This window comes from Marinomonas mediterranea MMB-1 (assembly GCF_000192865.1).
GTDB lineage: Bacteria > Pseudomonadota > Gammaproteobacteria > Pseudomonadales > Marinomonadaceae > Marinomonas > Marinomonas mediterranea.
On sequence record NC_015276.1, the window covers coordinates 2617813 to 2638387 of the forward strand.

Here is a 20575-nt window from a genome sequence, read left to right on the forward strand (position 1 = left end):
TACTCTAATGCAATTTTATAAGTTCTAGTTAATTGCCTCTTCTCTTCCCCCAATCATTTCCCCGTTTATCGTCAAACGGGGAAATGATGTGCTTGACCCTTTACCTGTCTGAGTTAATATGAAAGTCTAATAGTCAGAAAAGGATTCACGTTCATGCCAGCAGAGACTCCACTGTATGATCTTTTTCGTTCTAAGGCGATCGACCAAAATATTTCTTTCGACGCGTCCAACGCAACCATTGAAAAGTTCGAAGCGCTCGCTTCTCGCACTACTTTTACGTCTCAAACCGTTCTTGCTGAACAGAACGGAATAGCGAAACATTTAAGCTTTTTGCTGGATGGAAAAGCGACATTTACCAAACACAGAACCTCTGAAGCGATCACTATTGCAACAACGCAAGTCGCCTTTTCGCCTCTGGGTATCTCTGGCCTAAACTCTCCGGGACGTTATATGTCCCAAATTGAAGTGGAGGAAAAAAGCGAAGTCATTACATTACAGCTAAAAGAGCTGCGCGAGTTATTCATTAGCGACCCGGCTTTTGCGACGGCGTTTCTTTCTCTTGTTCTAGCCTGTGCAACCTCTTTGTTATGGCAAACCCGTGGTTTAAAAACATCGCCGACTCCACTAGAAGGAGACGTATCGAAAGGCGTGTCACACTCGACTGACTACGATATTGTCCGGCGCGTTGGCGAATCAGCGTTCTTCGCACCTTTTACAAAAGAAAGCCTTGAAGCGCTTATTCCCTTCTCTGAGTTGCGCTTGTATTCCAAAGGCGAGACCATTAACAAAGAAGGCGAGCCGTCGAACAACGTAAATATACTCTTTTCAGGCCGCCTTCTTGCTAGTTTTACCGATAACCGCTCAGAGTCTCAGACTCAAAAATCTCGCGCCGTCGCACGGCCAGGTGTGGCACTGTCTTGGAGTAACGGACGTTCACGTTTACCCGCACCTTATACACTGATCGCCTCGCGTGATACCACCATGTTATGTCTCTCTGAAGACAACATGCGCCGTTTAGTCGACGAAGCGCCGTCATTGGCATGCACCCTATTACTACAACAAATCTGGCAAATTGGGCGCTACCAACAAACCGCCGCCGGTCTTGCTAATGGGGAAATCGACGACGTTGCGTCTCATATGGAAGCGTTGCTTGAAGACAACAAAGCTCGCATCCCTGTTACCTCCAGCTTGTACAGCACGCCTCATAGCTTGCGCAATCGTTTTACCGTCGGCAACGCTCTGAACGCCATCTATGATGCGGTCATTCATGGAAACGATGCGGAACGATCCATCGCTGGGCTTATGATTGACTTGCTTCATGGTGTCGAACGCCAGCACCGTTTTTTCAAAAGCCTTACGGCGGTCTACAATCGCGTTGCTGGCGCGCCAGCCAGCATGACCTCACAACGAGTCCGAGAGCTATCCAATTCAGATTTCGCCCGCGCCTTTGATCAAGTCGCTTATGTCATAAAGGGCATGGAGAATTTGCCAGAGACCGCGACGAATATATTCTTCTACAATCATTTGGCCGCCATTGAGGACAATGACCTTGCCAACGGCCACGCGTTCTCGATTGACTCTCAGTTCATCAGTTCGAAAATACTGCTACCAAAATACGGCGACAGCGGACAACGCATCGTTCGCTCTAGTCGCAATACGGAATTTTGGCGTAATGGCTACTACGCAAGGCTCGATAACATTTTTGTCGACAACGCAGATTCCGATTGGATAGACGAAACACCGGAAGAAAAACAGCAACGCAAAGAGCGTCTATTTTTAGAGGCTCAACGTGTTTTTGACAAGGGTCGACCGCTGGCAATCGCACCAGAAGGAACATCAGAAACCGAGGACAACCTTACGACAACATCACCCGGGCCACTGAAATCAGGTGCGTTTTTATTAGCGGCAAAACTCAAACCTGAGCCTTATTTAGTACCGATTGCGCTGGCTAACTTCGATTATCCGGTTTCGCATACGACTTACGCCGCAGTAATCAAGCCGCCTTTTAAAATTAGTGATTACGTTAAAAACGTCGACGACAAAGACGAAATGAATACGTTTTTGGCCGAGTACCGCAAAACATTCAGAGGTTATGTCGAAGAAGCTCGAGAGCTCGCTGATCTAGTTCAGTCAAATTCAGGCACGTTACCAGACGGGCTAGTGACCAATGCGGGCCTAGTCAGCCCAATTGAAGAAGAGTTCGAGACGGACGTCAGAGATTTAGAAAGCCGACTCTGGGAAAAGCAACAACGCAGTAAAATCGCGCTGTTCGGAAGCTCAACCTTTCGACTTTGGGAAGACGCAGAATATGACATCGGCTTGCCAGATATCATTAATTTAGGTTTTGGTGGTGCCAGCCTAATTGCGTGCAGAACATATTTTAAGCGACTCGTTACGGTTCATAACCCAGACACGCTCATCATCTATGTGGGTGATAATGACATAGGAAGCAGCGCTTCTGGTGATCAAGTCGCTCATGAGTTCCGCTTGTTCATGTCGGAAGTCAATGAGCAACTGCCGCACACGAAGTGCTATTTTATATCCATTAAACCGAGCCCATTTAGAAAGCATTTACTTCCAGCAATTCAACGTGCCAACGAGTTGATATATCAGACCATAGAACAGGACGATCAATGGCGTTATATTGACTTCCATTCACCGATGCTTAACCAAGACGGAACGCCAAGCGGCGCCTTTTATGATGATGACCCATTGCACGTTAACCTAGCGGGTTATGGTCTACTCGGAAAGCTAATACGCGACGCGTTAAGAAAAGGCTAGCGAAAGCGCAGTTTATTCCTTCGTAAAAAGCCCCAGCGCTATGTGTATTTATTACGCATAGCGCTGGGCTTTGAACACTATTCGAAACTAAACGCCGGGGCTTTTTTACTGACAACAAACTCGGTAACCTCATAGTTTGCAATGCCAGCTTTATAGAACGGGTCTTGAGTCAAAAGCGATAAGAGAGCCTCTTTGTTTTCTGCTTGCGCTAAGATCACGCCGCCTGTCCTAGGCAATTTAGGGCCAGAAGCAATGAAATTCCCCTGCTCATAATACTGATCTAAAAACGCGATATGATCCGGTATCAAAGCATCGACTTCACTCAACGCCACACTGTAGGTAATTGAAACAACAAACACTCGAACCTCTCCTATACGTAAATGACTATGCTAGCGCGTACCGACAAAACAAAAGCCTACTTAAATCAGTTAAACTCGTTTTGTCTCGATTTAAACGATCGTTAGTGTGACATCAATATTGCCACGTGTTGCGTTCGAATACGGGCAAACTTCATGCGCAGTCGCAACCAATTGCTCAACCAACGCTTTATCAAGAGTTGGCACCGTGATTTTAAGCTCAACTTGAATCCCAAAAGCCTGACCAACAGGACCAATGCCAACAATCCCTTCAATCGTTGTGTCTGCTGGAATAACCACCTTTTGTTGAGAAGCAACCAGTTTCAAAGCGCCCATAAAACAGGCTGAATAGCCTGCGGCAAAAAGCTGCTCTGGGTTTGTGCCATCGCCACCTGCGCCGCCCAGCACTTTCGGTGTACTCAGTTTCAGGTCAATGGCACCATCGTTTGCCGTCGCCCGACCCTCACGACCACCAATAACATTCGCTTGTGCTGTGTATACTACAGAATCTAAGGACATTTTCGTCTCCTACTGTTTTTTATCAAATACGGTTATAAAATACGCCAAAATAAATAGCCAACTATTAAATAGCACACTACTTATATGTCAATAAAAAGGCATCTCTGCCTTACTTAATACCAACCCTAAATACGGGACAGTAAATTCTTGCGTAGCGATTCAAGGTTCGCTTTCGTTTCCAACAAGGTGTCCAAATCACAGTTTGTATGACAAAACACCTCGTTTGGGATATCTTTCGCTTTCTCCTTGAGCAACCTGCCTTCTTCCGTCAACGAAATAATGACATGACGCTCGTCCTGTTCACTTCGTCTACGCTCGATTAAATTTGCACTTTCCATGCGCTTTAATAACGGCGTTAGCGTCGCAGAATCAAGAAACAACTGCTCCCCAATATCTGTGACGGACAGCGCATCCTGTTTCCAAAGAGTGAGAAGCACAAGATACTGGGAATAGGTGATGTCCAATGGTTTAAGCATCTTACGATAAAGCTTGTTCATCGCTAACGAAGCTGAATATAAGGCAAAACAAAGCTGGTTGTCCAAGTCGAGTTGCCCGTCATTTTCGGACGCTTGGACTAGTTTGTTTTCCTCACTCATCGCTTTACCTAACACTCATTTATCTATCAATGGTGATCATATTACATAGCGCGCTATTTAATAGCAAGTTTTTGATCCGTTCTTTTCTCAGTTTAATGTGTCGTAAGCGCCGCAATGTTTGTGACATTGCGGCGCAGGTACTCTTTAGCGCGTTTTACTATCGCTTCTTACCGCCCTTCCCTTGAACGGCTTTGAATCGTGGGTTTGACTTGCAAATTACAAAGACGCGGCCACGACGCTTAACGACCTGACAATCTTTATGACGCTTTTTAGCACTTTTTAAAGAAGACAAAACCTGCATTATTTCTTGCCTCCGACCAGTTTACGCTCACCAAAACGGCGCTTAAAGTTATGTACTCGGCCTTCCAACTGTGCGGAGCGCTGCTGACCAGTGTAGAAAGGGTGCGACGCAGAAGACACTTCAATCGAGTGGTATGGATAGGTATTACCATCTTCCCACTCAATGGTTTGAGTTGTGTGAATGGTTGAGCCAATTAAAAAATACTTATCTACACTCGTGTCGTGAAATACCACTTTGCGGTAATCAGGGTGAATATTAGAACGCAATGTCAGTCTCCTTGTTTATCTAGCTATCGTTAAGATATGTTATATCATAACAATAATAATGATAACAAGTTTCATTTGTATTTTTAGATAAGTTATATCTCATAAGCCGCCTCTACACTCTCGTTAATTACTCTGCGATATATAAACCTATTTCATATTCCGAAAAGTTCATTTCAATAATTTTGCTTGAATGCTAACGTCAAATTGTCTGTACATAAAACAGACAATTAAAACTCAAGGATCACTAAAGGAGAACAATATGAGCAATCCAATCGTATCGGCTTTAACTAAATTGATTTTTCGAGTGTTAGAAACAAAAATTGATGACAACTGGGATTCAATCCTCGACCATGTAGCAATAATCTGTAATCAAAACGGTCTTGACCCGGATGATGACTCAGATTCCGCCCTTCGTACTATTTCAAGCGCATTTGCACAGTACGTGAGAGAAACCGACAAACTAGACAAACTCTGGTTGGCAAAAATGTTCGGAATAGACAGCGAAGAAGACGCCTACTTTATGATACTCCAACACGGAAATGTTAACTGGGCTAAAAGAGTAGGAAGCCGAGTAAGAAAGCTGCAAGAAGTATAATTATCAAAGACAATAAGGCGAGAGAGGTTCCAAGCAGCCACTCCCGCCAATTTACCTTTTATGGATGGGTCTCGACCTCTTGTAGGATATTTTCGAACGCCACGCTAAAATACAATTCGTAACTGTTGCGCTCAACATAACCAATATGAGGGGAACACAAGACATTCGGCAAACCAAGTAATGGCTCGTTTGCGAGATTAGCAGGTTCGGTTTCATACACATCGATAGCGGCACGCTTGGTCGGGTTAGACGCCATTGCTGCGTACAAAGCGCCCTCTTCTATTAACTCGGCGCGGCTGGTATTCACTAGCAAAGCGTCCGCCTTCATTACATCTAAATCCGAGCGCTTAACACACCCACGAGTTACGTCGTTTAGCCTCAAGTGTAATGAAACGATGTCGGCCTTTTGGAAAAATGCCTGCTTCGTTTCTGCCGCTGTAAACCCCATTGAAACGGCGTTATCACGCGAGCTTTCACTTCCCCAAACCATGACCTTCATATCAAATGCGCTGGCATATTTCGCGATACGTTGGCCGATTTTACCGAAGCCCCAAATCCCAATAGTGAGTCCGCTTAACGTCCTTCCTAGATCAAGGCTGCCCGATTGCTGCCACTCGCCCGCTTTGAATTGTTCGACGTAATCAGGGAGGTTACGCGAAGCCGCCATGATCAATGACCAACACAATTCCGACGGCGCAACAGGGGAACCTCTTCCCTCCAACACCTTTACACCGTGCTTTTCACACACCGACACATCGATATGATTACTCACCTTCCCTGTTTGGCTAATCAACTTCAGATTAGGTAATCGACTAAGCAGGCTGTCCGTGATGTGCGTCCGCTCACGGATGAGCACCAAAGCGTCAAAATCAAACAAGCGTTCAGCAAGTGCCACCTCATCGATAAGCGTGTCGGTAAATACCGTGACATCGTGGTCGTTCAACAACGCGAAGCAATCGAGTTTTTTTACCACGTCTTGGTAATCATCTAGAATCGCGATTTTCATGGGGCTTCCTCGTCATTATCCCTATTTACATCGATGTCGATACTTGGCAACACAAAAGGCTCAATGGCCTTTATCGCCGTTTTCCCTGCCACCTTCATTTGGCCTAGTTTAATCACGATGTCCGTGATTTTATCGTGCTCTTCACTTTCAGGAGTTGTGTCTTTCGATCCAGCTTCTTGTTTGAAACGCTCTTTAAGCGCCTTGCGCATCGTGATGCTTTCAAGGTTATTTAAATACTCCATAGCAAACAAGGTCACCATCATCGGGAAATGGTGCGCTGCTAATGGCGGTTCAACGTCTTCCCTTGTTAACTCAACGGACTCTTTATCCTGATCAGGGTATAGATTAAGCAACAGGTTATAGCTGTTATGTAAGCGCTTTATCTGACGTGGGTTGGACAGCCCGAAATGTTTTATCCAGTGGGCAAAAGCGCGTTTTTGTGGTTCGGTAAGCTGCTCGACTTGCTTCAATTCTTTATACTTTTCTTTAAACTCTTTTTTAAGCGCCTCTTTAAGCGTTTCTTTCAACCTGTCTGGCTCTGTTGATGGATGAGCTTCAGTCCCTGTAAACGTTCCTGTAAAAGAAGGAGCATCTGTTGCTTCAGAGTTAATATTTCGATCAGTCTTGAGAGGATTATTTTCTTCTTGGCTAACGTGATTTACTTTCTCTGTAGTCTTGGTTTGATTTTCACGCTCAGTGTTGTCGTTAGGCAATCCGTTAGCCAAGCCGTCATCCGTTTTAGCTAAAGCGCCATCGCCCTGCTCTTTGCTTTCGGGTGAACTGGTTTGATCCCAAAGGTATTCTAAATAGTGGGTGACAGAGGCATCATCTGGCTCCGTAAGCACGATCGGAAGATGAATGATTTTTGCCAAGTAATCACGGGCGATCAATTTAGGGTCTTCATTGTGGTGCTGTGTAGCGAGTTCTTTGTAATGGAGGGCTAACGCTGCAAGGGCAATCCGCTGATCCACAGCGATCACCACAATCACATTGTCTAAATCCAACACCATACGCACCGCTTCCAACACTTTGACAATGCCTTTGTGCCCACAACGGTCTAAATCGTCCACCACATACAGCAAACGCTTTTTATTACCTAGGCGTACTTTGGTGAGCTTTTTAATGTGCTCGCGCATCACCGGAATCGTGCCTAGGTGTTGGCCATAATTCGGCAGCTTTAAATAGGTCAACAACTCTTTTGCCAATGGCCCCGCAAATAAGGCTTTCGTATGTTTTAGCGCAGGCAGCAAAAAAGTGCCAATCCAAGCGTAAGGGAAAATAGAGGCAACGCCTGTCCCCAATGGCTCAACCAAATTGGATAATACTTCTTTTAACGAATCCGGTATCCATAACGGCGCGAGAGACGAAACAAACAAGGACAATGGGATCAATACTTTTAAACCATGAAGGCGCCATGCAAACCGAGCAGTCAGCCAGATTTTTCGAAGAGGCCAATAGGTGCTTTCCCAACACGTCGGCTCAGGCTCTGGGCTAGAAAGCGCCTTAATCATTTCTTGGGCAATACCGGCTTGCAGGTTGTCCGTGTGCTCGTATTCCCATGCATTAAAATCAGCAAATAGAAACTCAGGCTCGTTTGCTTCTATTCTTGTTTTCAGGGCGGTTTTTAGCAACTCCACAACGGAAGTTTTCCCCACGCCCCAGTGGCCCAATAAACCGATGGTTTGATGATGAGGGTTGTTTTTGTCTCGCAATAACGCTGCTAGGCTGTTCACTAAATGTTGGCGATTGAGCTTATCTTCCGCCGCATGTTGGTGGCTGCTGTGGCGATTACCTGGGATAGTTTCAATGCTCTCAATCGGCGTTTCTTGATCATAAGGTGGTTCTGCCGTGCCGTTATTTTGCTCTGAGCTAACATCCACTTCGGATGGGGGTTCATCCTCATTATTCTTTTCGGAAACAGAATCACTGTGGGAAAAAAACGACTCCAGTTGACCAAGTGTTTGGTTGATTGCTCCCTTATCTGGTTTGCCTTCAAATATTCCCTTATAGATGGGCCAAATGTCATCAATGATGGCTTTGACGTTTGGTACAGATTGTTCTTCAGATAACTCGTTCAATGCCTCAGGAAGATGCTTTTCTAACCAGTTTAGATAGTCTGGATCTGTTTTTTGCCATAGAGGGAAGCGATCTAGTACAGCTCGGTTGCCCTTTTTCAATTGTATTAAATCGGATTCTAACTCTGTTCTAATATCTGGAAAATAATCCACGTAGGCGGCGGCGTTGGTGGCGGCTATGGCGGCTCTGGTGGCGACGTTGGCGTCGTAGGCGGCTCTGGCGGCTCTGGTGGCGGCGTTGGCGTCGGCGGCGGCGTCGTAGGCGGCGTAGACGGCGGCTCTGGCGGCGTAGGCGGCGTTGGCGGCGTTGGCGTCGGCGGCGTAGGCGGCGTTGGCGGCGTTGGCGTCGGCGGCGTAGGCGGCGTTGGCGGCGGCGTTGTCGGCGGCGTCGTAGGCGGCTCTGGCGGCGGCGTCGTCGGCTCTGGCGTCACTCTTATTATAGCGATAATAGAACAGTAATGCTCGCCAAACAGCCAACAAACATCGGGTTTTATCTTGCTCGTCCCAATAATAAAAAGACGCATTGTGATCGTTCTTTTGCGCTAATAATGGAAACACCCGTAATGCACAACGGGCAGAAAAAAGCAAAATGGCTTCTTTATCGAGTTTTTCTAATCTGTCTTGTAAACTACTTTTCTCTTCAACAGTGAGAGGTTGGTTTGTTGGCACAGCAATGTCCTTTTGCGACAGTGATTATTAGGCAGGTTAAGCAGATGCCTTCAAATATATCAGTTTTTAAAAACGAGCGTCACTCAGTTTTAAATGGATGTCGACGATGGGGATGAAGTATTTAAATTTGATGCGCGGTAAAAGCAGCAAGACCCGAAGCTGGCCTTGCATTGGTAAACTTGGGTAGACTTTGCCAATAATGACGTTAAAACAGCGTTGCGAGTGACAGACGAGCAGAATACGTAATCAGGCCTGAGCTGTACTAGCTCATGCAGACAAGGCATCGGCTACTCATCTTCCCACGGCATGTCTGGCAAACTGTCTAAGTTTTGCTCATACCTTTGAGGGTTAAATTCTTCGAGATTTTGCATGGCACCGAAAATTTCCACTGACAAAGCGCACGCAATGTATTTCTTAGAATCTTGTTTACTAATGCCGATTGAAACAAGTCGATTGAAGGTTTCTTTGACCTTTGGTGGATCATTCGCTTTTAGCTGGTTTTCGACAGCCGCTAGCATCGCCTCTCGGGCTTTTTTTGGGTCAGATTGATTCATCTAAATTGCTCCTTTTAGACTACCACTCTTAAACTAGTTCTCTTTAAATATAAAACGATAAGCAATGTCGCGATTCAGTGAATCTAGCTCGCTTGTACAATTTAGTCCTACTAAACTAGAAGTTTCTTCTGCGTCAACATTGTCTAGCTTTAACGATGCATATCTAATGAACACAAAATGCTTAACTTAACTGAAATTAGCACCGAAGGAGCGCAAGCCAAGCACTTTGCCTTCTTTTAAGGTCGTTATTGGTGGTTATTTACACTTGAGTTAATGATACTAACTATCTTTTTAGACATCGCTTCTAATTGCCTCGACGTTGTCGCGCCTAACAGCCCTTCACTAAAGCCTGAACGTGTATCGAGCTGAGATTCACTTACGACTTCATTGGTGGCTACATCGATAAGTTTAACGCTGAGTCTTAATTCCGCATTGCCTATTAATGCGCCAGCCATCAGGCGGCCAAAACCTGAAACATAACGAAAATGCTCAATAGTTATCTCTACTGAAATATCAGCTTCATTAGGTGAGCCCTTAGGCATTACGCTACCTTTATAATCGGTAGAAATTAATTGATTCAGTTCATTGATACTTTTTGATAAATCATTACTTCTTGAAACTGATTGAGAAGCGGATATATCAAGCGTTATGCTATCTGGCATAGTGCCATCCTGCACGTTTGACGTTTTTACGGATTGTTGAACATTTGCCGCACAGCCTGTCATAAAACAAACGATCATGATCAAAAAAAAGTTTTTCATTAAATCTTAAATCTCCATGAGTACATAACAATTCTATCTTTTTAGTTTCACCCAAATATATGGAGATTGGCAAGCCAAATCCCTTACAGTTTTGGTTCAAGTGACGATTTTTCTATCGTCCACTTAGTCTCCTCCTGAAGCCCCGATTTATCGAATGTTATTTACTTTTTCCAATAAATTGGTGTTTCCTCCGCTTCAAGCCAATGTCGTGGGTACTGTGTACAGCACCTAATTACTAAGTTATGGGTAGCTAGGGAACCTGCGAATAAGTCGGCAACATGAGGCAATCTCACCGACTTAAGCCGACCAAGACTCCTAATCAACCATGAACCAACTCTCCTTCGCAGATACCGAATTCACCAGTAAACGCCGTAAAACCCGCACAGAGCTTTTTCTGGGTCGAATGGATGAGTTTTGATTCCGTGGCAAAAACTCGAAGCTCAAATAGAGCCCTTTTACCCGAAAGCAGGTAACGGGCGACGTCCTTACCCGCTTGCGACCATGTTACGCATTCACTTTATGCAAAACTGGTACAACATGAGTGATCCCGCGATGGAAGATGCTCTGTATGAGATAACCTCTATGCGTTTATTTGCAGGCTTGTCTTTAGAGGGTGCCATTCCTGATCACATAACCATCATGAACTTCCGTCATTTGCTTGAGAAGCATAAACTTGGTCGTAAGCTCTTTAAAGAAGTGAATAAATGGTTGTTTGACTCAGGAGTCCACTTCAAGGAAGTGGACCATCGTTGACGCGACGATTATTGAAGCTGCAAGCTCAACCAAAAAAAAAATCGAATGCGCGTGATCCTGAAATGCATCAAACCAAAAAGGGAAATCAATGGTTCTTTGGATTAAAAGCACATATTGGTGTCGATGCAAAGCGCGGCTTAGTGCATAGCTTTACTACTACACCCGCCAATGATCATGATCTAAACCAAATCCATGACCTCATACATGGCGACGAGTCATTTGTGTCAGCTGACTCAGGCTACCGTGGTGTAGAAAAACGAGAGGAAACTAAAAGAAAAAAGCTGGATTGGTTGATTGCTGAAATGCCCAGTAAGATACGAGCTTGGAAGAAACGTCCTCGTATAAATAAGAACCCCATCCGAACAGAGTATTTAAAGGCCAGTATCAGAGCCAAAGTCGAGCACCCGTTTAGAATACTATAATGCCAGTTTGGCTTCCGAAAAGTCGCCTACAAAGGCTTGTCGAAGAATGACAACAAGCTTGCCGTCTTGATACGATCTGCACGGGGTTAGTCCGTCTAGCGTCCCAAACAATGGAAATGACACTCTCAAAATGGCGTTAAAAGCGCTCGAAATTTATGTTTATAGAACACAAATGCAAAACTTCAACGCTGAGCGACTAATAGACTGAGTTATTCGTAGGCTCCCTAGTCCTCCCCTTGGTAAGGGGAGGGAATCTGACAATCCGTAGGTGCTATTAAGCCCCCCCTATCTCAAGGCAAGGGAGCATTCGTAAAAGTGAACTTTTAGTTCACCCTTTATTTTTCGTCATGGCGAGGTAGTTTTCAATGCCTTTGATTTTGTCTTCGGCATGGTGGTTTACATAAAGGACGGTGGTTTCTGAGCCTGCGCAGATCTTTTCAATAAGCGCTAAAACCAGTTGGCGGTTCATGTCGTCTAGTCCAAGGCAAGGTTCATCGAGGATGAGTAACGGTGGGTGTTTTACCATCGCACGGGCAATGAGAAGTAAACGCTGATCGCCGTAAGAAAGTTTATTGAACGGTTGATCCGCTCGGTCGGTCATACCAAGCAACGCTAGCCATTCGTCTGCGATTTTTTTCTGTTTATCTGACGGCCGTGAATACATGCCAATACTGTCAAAAAAGCCTGAAATGATCACGTTTCGACAACTAGTACTGACACGGTATTCCCATTGCAATGAGGTGGAAACATAGCCAATGTACTGCTTAATCTGCCAAATGCTTTCGCCGTTACCGCGCTGAAAACCAAACACAAAGATGTCGTTTACATAGCACTGTGGGTGATCGCCTGTAATTAGGGATAATATGCCTGTTTTACCACAGCCATTTGGGCCGCTGAGTTGCCAGTGTTTTCCGGGCTCAATCGTCCAATTTAACTTATCGACAATCACGGTATCGCTGTATTTGATGCTGATATCAGTGAGCTTTACTAAAGGCTGGCTTGGATCTAACGCGGGCGGTTTTTCGCTCTCATCCATCTCGGGGACATCAAGATCCGTCGTTTTAAGGTGCAATAACTGGTAAAGCTCATTATAAGCCACGTCATCTTGTCGATTGACGGTGTATTTCAGTTGTCCTGCGCTGTCGCCCTGTTTATCCATGTAGGCGATGTGGGTAATAAAGTCTGGCATTTCGTCAAAACGATTTAACACCATGATCATGGGCGTGGTTTCGATGATGGATGCCAAATGAGCTTGCAGCATGGCGAGGGTGTCTGCATCTAGCCCATCAAATGGTTCGTCTAGCAGCAGTAGATCAGGTTTGTTCGATAATGCCCGAATAAGCATTACCTTGCGTGTTTCACCGGTTGATAACTTGCGAAACGCACGATCCATGAGCGAAGTCAGGCCAAATTTTTCCACCAGCTCAGTCGCCAGTTCTGGGTCTAAACAATCCGTGAAGATCATTTCATGAACGGGTGTTCCTAATGAGATAACATCCATGATGTCGGCATCGTCTTTCTTAAGCTCATTGGCAATCAATTCTGCCTGAGCTTCGAACGACACGAGCCCAATATTTTTCGGTACTCCTTCGATCTTACCGGACGTAATCTCCCCTACTCCTGCAAGTATCGCAGCAAGCGCCGATTTACCTGAGCCGTTTGTTCCTGTGATCACCCAATGTTGGCTTGGTTCAATTGTCCAATCAATATTGCATAGCGTAAATTTTTCATCAAAGTTGACGGTTAGGTTTTCTAGGCGAATGCCGTCTAAGCTATTTTGAGTATCCATATCTTACTTACCAAACAAAAAAGTGTGTGAACAGAAACTAAAAAGCCGAGTCAAATTACGACTCGGCTTTTCTATAGGTATGACTAATGAATCAACCGATTAAACGATTTTCTTCATGTCAGCCATGTGACCACGCAAAACACCACCAATTGCTTCAACAGGGTGGCTACGTAGCGCGTCATTTACTTCGATTAGACGAGCGTTGTCTACGCCAGTGTCTTCAAGATCTAGACCTTTACCGATTACGTCAGTCTTGATGTCTTTCATGAAGTCACCTAGAAGCGGTAGGCAAGCGTGGTTGTATAGGTAACAACCGTACTCAGCTGTATCAGAGATTGTCGCGTTCATTTCGTAAAGTTTCTTACGAGCGATTGTGTTCGCGATTAGTGGTGTTTCGTGCAGAGATTCGTAGTATGCAGATTCAGCGATGATACCCGCTGCTGTCATCGTTTCGAATGCAAGCTCAACACCTGCTTTAACCATAGCAACCATCAAGATACCGTTGTCGAAGAACTCTTGCTCAGAAATTTCAACATCACCTGCTGGTGTTTTCTCGAAATTAGTCTCAGCCGTTTCTGCGCGCCAGCCTAGAAGGTTCTTATCATCGTTCGCCCAGTCTTCCATCATAACGCGAGAGAAAGTACCGTTGATGATGTCATCTTGGTGCTTGTTGTATAGAGGGCGCATGATCACTTTAAGCTCTTCAGAAAGATCAAATGCTTTGATCTTAGCTGGGTTAGAAAGACGATCTAGCATGTTAGTCACGCCGCCGTATTTCAATGCTTCTGTTACTGTTTCCCAACCGTACTGGATCAATTTAGATGCGTAACCTGCGTCGATGCCTTCTTCAACCATTTTGTCGAAGCAAAGGATAGAACCAGTTTGCAACATACCACAAAGGATAGTTTGCTCACCCATAAGGTCAGATTTAACTTCTGCGATGAAAGAAGACATTAGAACGCCTGCTTTGTGACCGCCAGTACCTACAGCGTAAGCTTTCGCTAGTGCAAGACCTTCGCCTTTAGGATCGTTGTCTTCGTGTACAGCGATAAGCGTTGGTACACCGAAACCACGAACGTATTCAGCACGTACTTCAGAACCTGGGCACTTAGGAGCAACCATGATTACTGTTAGGTCTTCACGGATTTGCATGCCCTCTTCCACGATGTTGAAACCGTGAGAGTAAGATAGGCAAGCGCCTTCTTTCATAAGAGGCATAACCGCTTTAACAACTGGAGTGTGTTGCTTATCAGGTGTTAGGTTCAATACAACATCAGCTGTTGGGATTAGGTCTTCGTATGTACCAACAACGAAGCCGTTTTCCGTAGCATTTTTCCAAGACTGACGTTTTTCAGCGATTGCAGCTTCACGCAAAGCGTAAGATACATCAAGGCCACTGTCACGCAGGTTCAAACCTTGGTTAAGGCCTTGTGCACCACAACCGATCACAACCATTTTTTTGCCTTTTAGCGCTTCTACGCCGTCAGCAAATTCAGAGCTGTCCATGAAACGACATTTGCCTAGTTGTTCTAATTGCTCGCGAAGCGGCAAAGTATTGAAATAGTTAGCCATGATAAGCATTTCCTAATCTGTTTTAGTGGTATCAGTGATCAAGCCACACTGATATTAAATACGTGTTACAAGGACTTTTGGCGGTCAATGTAAACAATAAGCGTTACTTTAATTAATTATCTTTCTTTCGTAAATTGATATATTTGCAATATAACGTCCCATTTTTTGCAATACTGATTTAGAATGGACATTATGAATATAAAATCGATAAAACACTTTTTAGCGTTAGCAGAAACCTTGCATTTTGGTCGAACAAGCGACGAATGCAATATCAGTATTTCTGCTCTATCCAGAAACATTCGCCAATTGGAAGACGAAGTAGGCGTTGAACTGTTTACGCGTGATAACCGAACCGTAACGCTCACTCAAGAAGGAAAGAAATTTCTGACATATGCGCGCGATGCTGTTAGTCAATGGCGACTCATTCGACACGAGTTGACCGACAGCTCCGATCAATTGCACGGTGAAATCAGTATTTATTGTTCGGTTACTGCAAGTTACAGCTTTTTGTTTGAACTGCTTAATCAGTTTCGACAAGTGCACCCTGGTATCGAAATCAAACTCCATACAGGAGATCCAGATGAAGCCATTGCCCGAATTCTAGATGGCAAGGAAGACATTACCATCGCTGCTCACCCTACTTCCGTCGCTAAAAGCTTAGCGTTTAAACCCATTACAATGTCCCCTCTTGTCTTTATCGCCCCCATTGAACAGCACTTACCGACCGTGCCAACCACGCCGCCAGAAACAGCACAACATTGGAGCAAGGTTCCGATGATTTTGTCAGAAGCAGGCGTATCAAGAAACAGCATTGATCAATGGTTTCGTAAGCAAGACATCTCCCCTACGATTTATGCGCAGGTTGCCGGTAATGAAGCCATTGTTAGTATGGTGAGTTTGGGGTTTGGCGTGGGCGTTGTGCCAAAAATCGTGTTGGACAACAGTCCATTAAAAGACCGCGTGCAAGTGTGGAACGTTCAACCAGAACTCGCGCCGTACGACATTGGTTTATTCACCCTAAATAAAAGCCTCGAGAACCCAATGGTAGAAGCCTTTTGGAGTTTGATGACAAGTAAATAGTGTCCAATTTACTTGTCATCGCTTTAAGTGTGAGCGAACAACGCTAGAGTTTAAAGAAGCTAAGCTGCTGCTGTACGTCGACGCTGTTTTCTGCCATATCTAGACCGGAGCTTTTCGCGATTTCAGCATTGTGCTGTGTCAAATCGCGAACAGAGTGCATTTTTCTATTAATGTCTTCTGACACGGAGATCTGTTCCGCTGCGGACGACGCAATCTGCTGAGTTTGGTCAGAAATGCCTTCAATACGCTCCAGTATATTGCTCGTTAGTTCATTGCCTTGCGCAACTTGATCGTGAGAGGACTCAACGAGCACTAGGCTACTGTCCATTTGGCTAACCGCTCGATTGCTGGCGTTGTTTAGCTTCAGTAGCAGTGCTTCTATTTCATTTACACTGTCTTGGGAACGTTGAGCCAAGCCTCTTACCTCGTCAGCGACGACCGCAAAACCCCGTCCACTTTCCCCTGCACGCGCCGCTTCAATTGCGGCATTTAGCGCAAGCAGATTGGTTTGTTCTGCAATGCCTCGTATAACACCCAGAATAGTTTCAATATTATTGGTTTCGTTACGCAGTTCACTGACAACGCCGTTGGTTTCCTTCAAAGCAGCAACCAATTCATTAATGGCATCCAGCGTGTTATGAGCGGTTGATAGACTGGTTTGAGCTACCTTCCGAATTTCATTGGCGGCTTCCGCAGACTGCTGTGTATTGTCAGAAATGGTGTGGTTATTGGCTGACATCTGATCAAGAGCAACAACAACTTGTTCAGTGTTCTCCATAATTTCCAGTGAGCACTCCGCAACATCGTTGTTGGCCTTAAGTACACCTTGGCTGTTTTCATTAACAGTGTTAACCGAACTCAACACATTATCGATCACCGTTCGCAGATTTTGGGTTGTGGTGTTGATCGCACCGCCCAAGTCCGAGATTTCGTCGTGTCCAGCGATCGAAATAGGCTTATTCAAATACCCTTCTGCCATGCTTTGAGCAGCGCTTCGAACAGTACGAATCCCGTTAACAATGTTGTTGGAAATGATGTAGCCCAGCGTTAACGAGACGGCCAAAGCTATTAGGATGGCACCCCAGAAGTTAAATTCTATTTCCGTTACAAGCGTTTCGCTTGCCTGTTTGGCTTTTAGAACCTCTGAATTATTTTGTTTCGTCAAATCAGAGAAGTGCTCCATGAGTTTATTGTAAGACGTGATAAACGCAGAAAACACTGAAAACGGTGCTTTGTTGTCATCGGCATCTTGCATCGCTTTGACAAAATCTCGCGTCCTACCTTCAAAATCGTCGGTTAGATCTTGCAGTTTTCTCAGCGCGTTTGCTTCACCATTGAAGCCTTCGTTTAAGTTTGAAAATAGTTCGGGCGTGTTCTTATAGCCCTCTGATATGGCGTCTAAATACGGTGGGATTTGCTTATCTAAAGACAATAAATAGGCAATTTGCAGACCTCTCACATTAAGCATAATGCTTACTTGAGCTTCTTTAATGCGCTCTAAGTTTAATGAAGTCGCGTGATTTTCATTATAAAAGCGGTTGAAGCTGTCGACCAACTCGGTACTTTTAGACTTCATTACGCTTAATGCGACTAAGAACACAATAATGATGGAACTGACAAGTGCAATAAACTTTGCTCTCATTGATAGATTATTCATGTTAATCCTTTTTTTATACGCCCAAGAGGGGCTTTTTTCATCCAATTAAGTAGAAGCGGTGGCGTTTTAGAGGACGTTTCAGGTCAAACAAGCCAAGTTCGTTCTCCTTATTATGCAACATGAACATCTTCCAATCTTGCTTCTAAGTACATATTCTAGTTAATATTTTCTAAAATAAGCTCATTTGCTTATTTTCTCACAATTAGCAAAAAAATAGGACTAAAGAGAAGCTATCTACATTTGCAACCACCTTTTAGGCAATTGCTTGCTTACAAAAACAAAAAAGCCCAATAACACTAAAAAGTTCGGCAAAAGCCCAGAGAATTCAAGGCAACAAGCGCCCTCCATTATTGAGAATATTGACTAGAACGCCAACAAGGAAAACGCTGAGGTTCATACAACTTATTCGTACCTTCCTTAAAATATTTCATGCTTTTTATAGATAAAAGCGCCATTAAATATTTTTCATAAATAATTTATTAAATATTCTAAAAATTACTCTTTCACTATTGCGGAGAGGTAGGTGAAGAAAGTAAGCAGTGCATTTGCGCTCATGATCCTCAACGAGACCAATAATGGGTTCGTGTAACGCCGTGTAATTTTCAATGTCGGTCAAATCTTATAGTCTTACTGACAGTCCATTTGTTTACAGAACCCCTTTGTTTTCAGGACCGCTTTGCTTTCAGAAACTTAGGTAAGACCGTGTAAATCGCGTTATACACACACGGTCTTACTCAATTTTTCGCAGTGTTTTTTCACCTTAAGTACTTTAAAGGACGCGATATGGAAACGACTTCTTCCAAACCCAATACAAAAGACATCGATACCCACATTGTCAGAGCAGCAATTCATCCAGGGATCGGGGTGGCACGAGTCGGCAACGCCAAAGACGACTTTTTTATCGGTCCCGAAGTCAGCACACCCGCTTCTGCACCGCAAAATTTCTATCGCACGCCTGAAGGAGAGTTAAAGCGACAAGCCGCTCGCTTTCGCATCTTCGGCTACAACAAAAACGGCGATGTTGTTAAGGAAATCACGCCCGATGATGCGACAATAAACTGGACAGTAGAAGTCGCAAATGCGAAGGCTAACTGGTTCCATTTTATTACAGCAATGGACATCCCTGAAACAAAAGACCTTGTCGTTAAACCTCGGAACCCAACGGTTAAAGGCTCGGATAGAGAACAACTTGTTATCGCGCCCGCTCCCGTCACGATTTCGGGCCAATCAACAAAGGGAAACGACTACCAGTTTAATGGCACGTTCAACAGCGATGTAAAGAATGCAACAGACGTCAACGTTTACCTTGGTGAACTGCAAACCGACGAACAAGGGCGCCTGCTATTTTTAGGGGGTCACGGCTTATCTGACTCCCCTTCTGGGAAACCACCCTACGATCCAGAAAACGGTGATTCCTTTAATAATGCCGCGGATTGGTACGACGATATGTCAGACGGCCCTGTGGACGCATCGGTCATAATCGATGGCAAAGACATTCCTGTAGAAGGCGCATGGGTAGTTTGCACCCCGCCTAATTATGCTCCAGATATTGTAAGCTGGCGCACCATGTACGACTTAATGGTGGACGTTTATGTCGACAATGGCTGGATGCCCGTGCCTGAAACCACGTCTTTTACGAACGACGTACTACCACAACTAAAACGGCTGTCTAACTTACAGTGGGTCAATAAAGGTTTCGCTGCGATGTTCGGTAGCGGTGCACAAATGAATTTTGACGACGACACCTTAATCGCTAAGCTTTCCAAAAAACCGTCGTTAATCAACCCTGATATAGACTCGTTTGGCGAGCTTCGCAATCTCCTTTTGAACAGCTTCCGACCCAATCAAGTAGAATTCAATGACCCTCGATTGTGGCCATGGTTGTACGGAGACGATTTTGGTGGCAATTTGTTTCAGAGCTCACCTAATACGATGCTCGCATTGCCAGCGTTGCAGCAGCTTCATTTACAACGTTGGGCAAAAGGTCAGTTCATCGACGACTGGGACCCAAAGGCCACTCAAGCCACCTCTATAGACGATTTGGAGCTCGAACAACAACCTCACGAGTTAGACAAAGCAGCAATGCACTTTTGTCTTGCCGATGCGTTCCACCCGGGGTGTGAAATGACGTGGCCAATGCGACATCCTGGCATGTATTCCGCGCCTTTTAGAATTCGTCGAAGTCACCAAAAAGAAAAAGCGGATAAATGGGGCGACAGCCTAAATCAACAACAAGCGCTCTCGTTAACGGGTCCTTTGCACGCGCAACCTCCTGGCGGCCTTACACGCTGGATGGGGTTACCTTGGCAAGGAGACACCGCCTATTGCCGAGCAGGTTATGACATCGAGTATGATCAGTTTCAACCAAGCTTTTGGCCTGCACGCGTTCCAAATACCATTTTAAGCGAAAAAGACTATGAGCTTGTGATGGACAAAAACATTGATCGCGATGCACGCTATGCGGTGTTTAGCCGCCGCGTTAGTTGGAATCGTTTTATTGATAAGCCGCTCGACAATGGCGATAAACCGAGTATCGCGCAAGTAATGGATAGGATGATCGCAGATTTCAGTGCGCAAGGTATAATAGAAGCTCGCCCCGGATTTAAGGACGACCCAGACTTCCCTGACGTCATTTACGTTGAAAACAATGGCTACTCAGAAAGCGACGCTAAGACACTATTACAAGCCGCTGCCACTCTGACAAAAGGAAGCCGAGCTCACAAATTGGACGAGGCTGGATGGGCAAGCGAAGAGCAGCTGCAAGACGCAGTAAAACTTCGCCAACGAAAACCAACAAAACGTTAGGAACAACCTACTCGACAA

At 44.9% G+C, this 20575-nt stretch carries 16 protein-coding genes and 1 pseudogene; 5 read left to right on the forward strand and 12 right to left on the reverse strand.

Annotated features, from left to right (window positions below):
* The first annotated feature begins 153 nt into the window (after positions 1-153).
* Positions 154-2781, forward strand: coding sequence for a GDSL-type esterase/lipase family protein (locus MARME_RS11960; RefSeq protein ID WP_013661522.1), 2628 nt, complete (start codon positions 154-156; stop codon positions 2779-2781).
* A 77-nt stretch (positions 2782-2858) separates the two neighbouring features.
* Here MARME_RS11960 and MARME_RS11965 read toward each other — a convergent pair whose 3' ends face one another.
* The 5 genes from MARME_RS11965 to MARME_RS11985 all read right to left on the reverse strand — a co-directional run bounded on the left by MARME_RS11965 (position 2859) and on the right by MARME_RS11985 (position 4819).
* Complete coding sequence (locus MARME_RS11965; RefSeq protein WP_013661523.1) at positions 2859-3140, reverse strand: YciI family protein; 282 nt, start codon at positions 3138-3140, stop codon at positions 2859-2861.
* A 90-nt stretch (positions 3141-3230) separates the two neighbouring features.
* A complete protein-coding gene (locus MARME_RS11970; RefSeq protein WP_013661524.1) occupies positions 3231-3656 on the reverse strand; it encodes an organic hydroperoxide resistance protein in 426 nt (141 codons plus the stop codon).
* 125 nt (positions 3657-3781) lie between these two features.
* Positions 3782-4252: a MarR family winged helix-turn-helix transcriptional regulator gene (locus MARME_RS11975; RefSeq protein ID WP_013661525.1), complete on the reverse strand. Its 471-nt coding sequence runs from the start codon at positions 4250-4252 to the stop codon at positions 3782-3784.
* A gap of 157 nt (positions 4253-4409) precedes the next feature.
* The gene (gene ykgO, locus MARME_RS11980; RefSeq protein ID WP_013661526.1) at positions 4410-4553 is read right to left on the reverse strand and encodes a type B 50S ribosomal protein L36; all 144 of its coding nucleotides are present in this window, start codon (positions 4551-4553) and stop codon (positions 4410-4412) included.
* Positions 4553-4819, reverse strand: coding sequence for a type B 50S ribosomal protein L31 (locus MARME_RS11985; protein ID WP_013661527.1), 267 nt, complete (start codon positions 4817-4819; stop codon positions 4553-4555). Before MARME_RS11985 ends, ykgO begins: the two co-directional genes overlap by 1 nt.
* Positions 4820-5078: 259 nt before the next feature.
* On the opposite strand from MARME_RS11985, the gene MARME_RS11990 reads away from it, so the two are divergent.
* Positions 5079-5414, forward strand: coding sequence for a hypothetical protein (locus tag MARME_RS11990; protein ID WP_013661528.1), 336 nt, complete (start codon positions 5079-5081; stop codon positions 5412-5414).
* Between the two features lie 58 nt (positions 5415-5472).
* On the opposite strand, the gene MARME_RS11995 is transcribed toward MARME_RS11990, so the two are convergent.
* From MARME_RS11995 to MARME_RS12010, 4 genes are all read right to left on the reverse strand, one after another.
* Positions 5473-6420: a D-2-hydroxyacid dehydrogenase family protein gene (locus MARME_RS11995; RefSeq protein WP_013661529.1), complete on the reverse strand. Its 948-nt coding sequence runs from the start codon at positions 6418-6420 to the stop codon at positions 5473-5475.
* Positions 6417-9164 (reverse strand): KAP family P-loop NTPase fold protein, encoded by a 2748-nt coding sequence (locus tag MARME_RS21485; RefSeq protein WP_013661530.1) that lies wholly within the window; start codon positions 9162-9164, stop codon positions 6417-6419. The genes MARME_RS11995 and MARME_RS21485 overlap by 4 nt, the downstream gene beginning before the upstream one ends.
* A 287-nt stretch (positions 9165-9451) precedes the next feature.
* On the reverse strand, positions 9452-9718 hold the full coding sequence (locus tag MARME_RS12005; RefSeq protein WP_013661531.1) for a hypothetical protein: 267 nt from the start codon (positions 9716-9718) through the stop codon (positions 9452-9454).
* Between the two features lie 245 nt (positions 9719-9963).
* On the reverse strand, positions 9964-10479 hold the full coding sequence (locus MARME_RS12010; RefSeq protein WP_013661532.1) for a DUF4410 domain-containing protein: 516 nt from the start codon (positions 10477-10479) through the stop codon (positions 9964-9966).
* Positions 10480-10804: 325 nt separating this feature from the next.
* Here MARME_RS12010 and MARME_RS12015 point away from each other — a divergent pair.
* Positions 10805-11744: pseudogene (locus tag MARME_RS12015) on the forward strand (IS5 family transposase).
* 238 nt (positions 11745-11982) lie between these two features.
* Here MARME_RS12015 and modF read toward each other — a convergent pair.
* Both modF and ilvC read right to left on the reverse strand, forming a co-directional pair.
* The gene (gene modF / locus MARME_RS12020) at positions 11983-13443 is read right to left on the reverse strand and encodes a molybdate ABC transporter ATP-binding protein ModF (protein WP_013661533.1); all 1461 of its coding nucleotides are present in this window, start codon (positions 13441-13443) and stop codon (positions 11983-11985) included.
* A gap of 99 nt (positions 13444-13542) precedes the next feature.
* A complete protein-coding gene (gene ilvC / locus MARME_RS12025) occupies positions 13543-15015 on the reverse strand; it encodes a ketol-acid reductoisomerase (RefSeq protein ID WP_013661534.1) in 1473 nt (490 codons plus the stop codon).
* A 192-nt stretch (positions 15016-15207) separates the two neighbouring features.
* Between ilvC and ilvY the strand changes: the two genes are divergently transcribed.
* Entirely contained in the window at positions 15208-16095 is an 888-nt protein-coding gene (ilvY, locus tag MARME_RS12030; RefSeq protein ID WP_013661535.1) for an HTH-type transcriptional activator IlvY, read from the forward strand.
* A 43-nt stretch (positions 16096-16138) separates the two neighbouring features.
* Here the strand turns inward: ilvY and MARME_RS12035 are convergent, their stop codons facing one another.
* The gene (locus MARME_RS12035) at positions 16139-17752 is read right to left on the reverse strand and encodes a methyl-accepting chemotaxis protein (RefSeq protein ID WP_013661536.1); all 1614 of its coding nucleotides are present in this window, start codon (positions 17750-17752) and stop codon (positions 16139-16141) included.
* A 783-nt stretch (positions 17753-18535) separates the two neighbouring features.
* Between MARME_RS12035 and MARME_RS12040 the strand changes: the two genes are divergently transcribed.
* The gene (locus tag MARME_RS12040; RefSeq protein WP_013661537.1) at positions 18536-20557 is read left to right on the forward strand and encodes a LodA/GoxA family CTQ-dependent oxidase; all 2022 of its coding nucleotides are present in this window, start codon (positions 18536-18538) and stop codon (positions 20555-20557) included.
* The last annotated feature ends 18 nt before the right edge of the window (positions 20558-20575 follow it).

What these genes read in the sequence shown, in the direction of transcription:
- MARME_RS11960 (WP_013661522.1), top strand. Translation starts at nt 154, where the DNA reads ATGCCAGCAGAGACTCCACTGTATGATCTTTTTCGTTCTAAGGCGATC.
- MARME_RS11970 (WP_013661524.1), bottom strand. Translation starts at nt 3,656, where the DNA reads ATGTCCTTAGATTCTGTAGTATACACAGCACAAGCGAATGTTATTGGT.
- MARME_RS11975 (WP_013661525.1), bottom strand. Translation starts at nt 4,252, where the DNA reads ATGAGTGAGGAAAACAAACTAGTCCAAGCGTCCGAAAATGACGGGCAA.
- ykgO (WP_013661526.1), bottom strand. Translation starts at nt 4,553, where the DNA reads ATGCAGGTTTTGTCTTCTTTAAAAAGTGCTAAAAAGCGTCATAAAGAT.
- MARME_RS11990 (WP_013661528.1), top strand. Translation starts at nt 5,079, where the DNA reads ATGAGCAATCCAATCGTATCGGCTTTAACTAAATTGATTTTTCGAGTG.
- MARME_RS11995 (WP_013661529.1), bottom strand. Translation starts at nt 6,420, where the DNA reads ATGAAAATCGCGATTCTAGATGATTACCAAGACGTGGTAAAAAAACTC.
- MARME_RS12005 (WP_013661531.1), bottom strand. Translation starts at nt 9,718, where the DNA reads ATGAATCAATCTGACCCAAAAAAAGCCCGAGAGGCGATGCTAGCGGCT.
- MARME_RS12010 (WP_013661532.1), bottom strand. Translation starts at nt 10,479, where the DNA reads ATGAAAAACTTTTTTTTGATCATGATCGTTTGTTTTATGACAGGCTGT.
- modF (WP_013661533.1), bottom strand. Translation starts at nt 13,443, where the DNA reads ATGGATACTCAAAATAGCTTAGACGGCATTCGCCTAGAAAACCTAACC.
- ilvC (WP_013661534.1), bottom strand. Translation starts at nt 15,015, where the DNA reads ATGGCTAACTATTTCAATACTTTGCCGCTTCGCGAGCAATTAGAACAA.
- ilvY (WP_013661535.1), top strand. Translation starts at nt 15,208, where the DNA reads ATGAATATAAAATCGATAAAACACTTTTTAGCGTTAGCAGAAACCTTG.
- MARME_RS12035 (WP_013661536.1), bottom strand. Translation starts at nt 17,752, where the DNA reads ATGAATAATCTATCAATGAGAGCAAAGTTTATTGCACTTGTCAGTTCC.
- MARME_RS12040 (WP_013661537.1), top strand. Translation starts at nt 18,536, where the DNA reads ATGGAAACGACTTCTTCCAAACCCAATACAAAAGACATCGATACCCAC.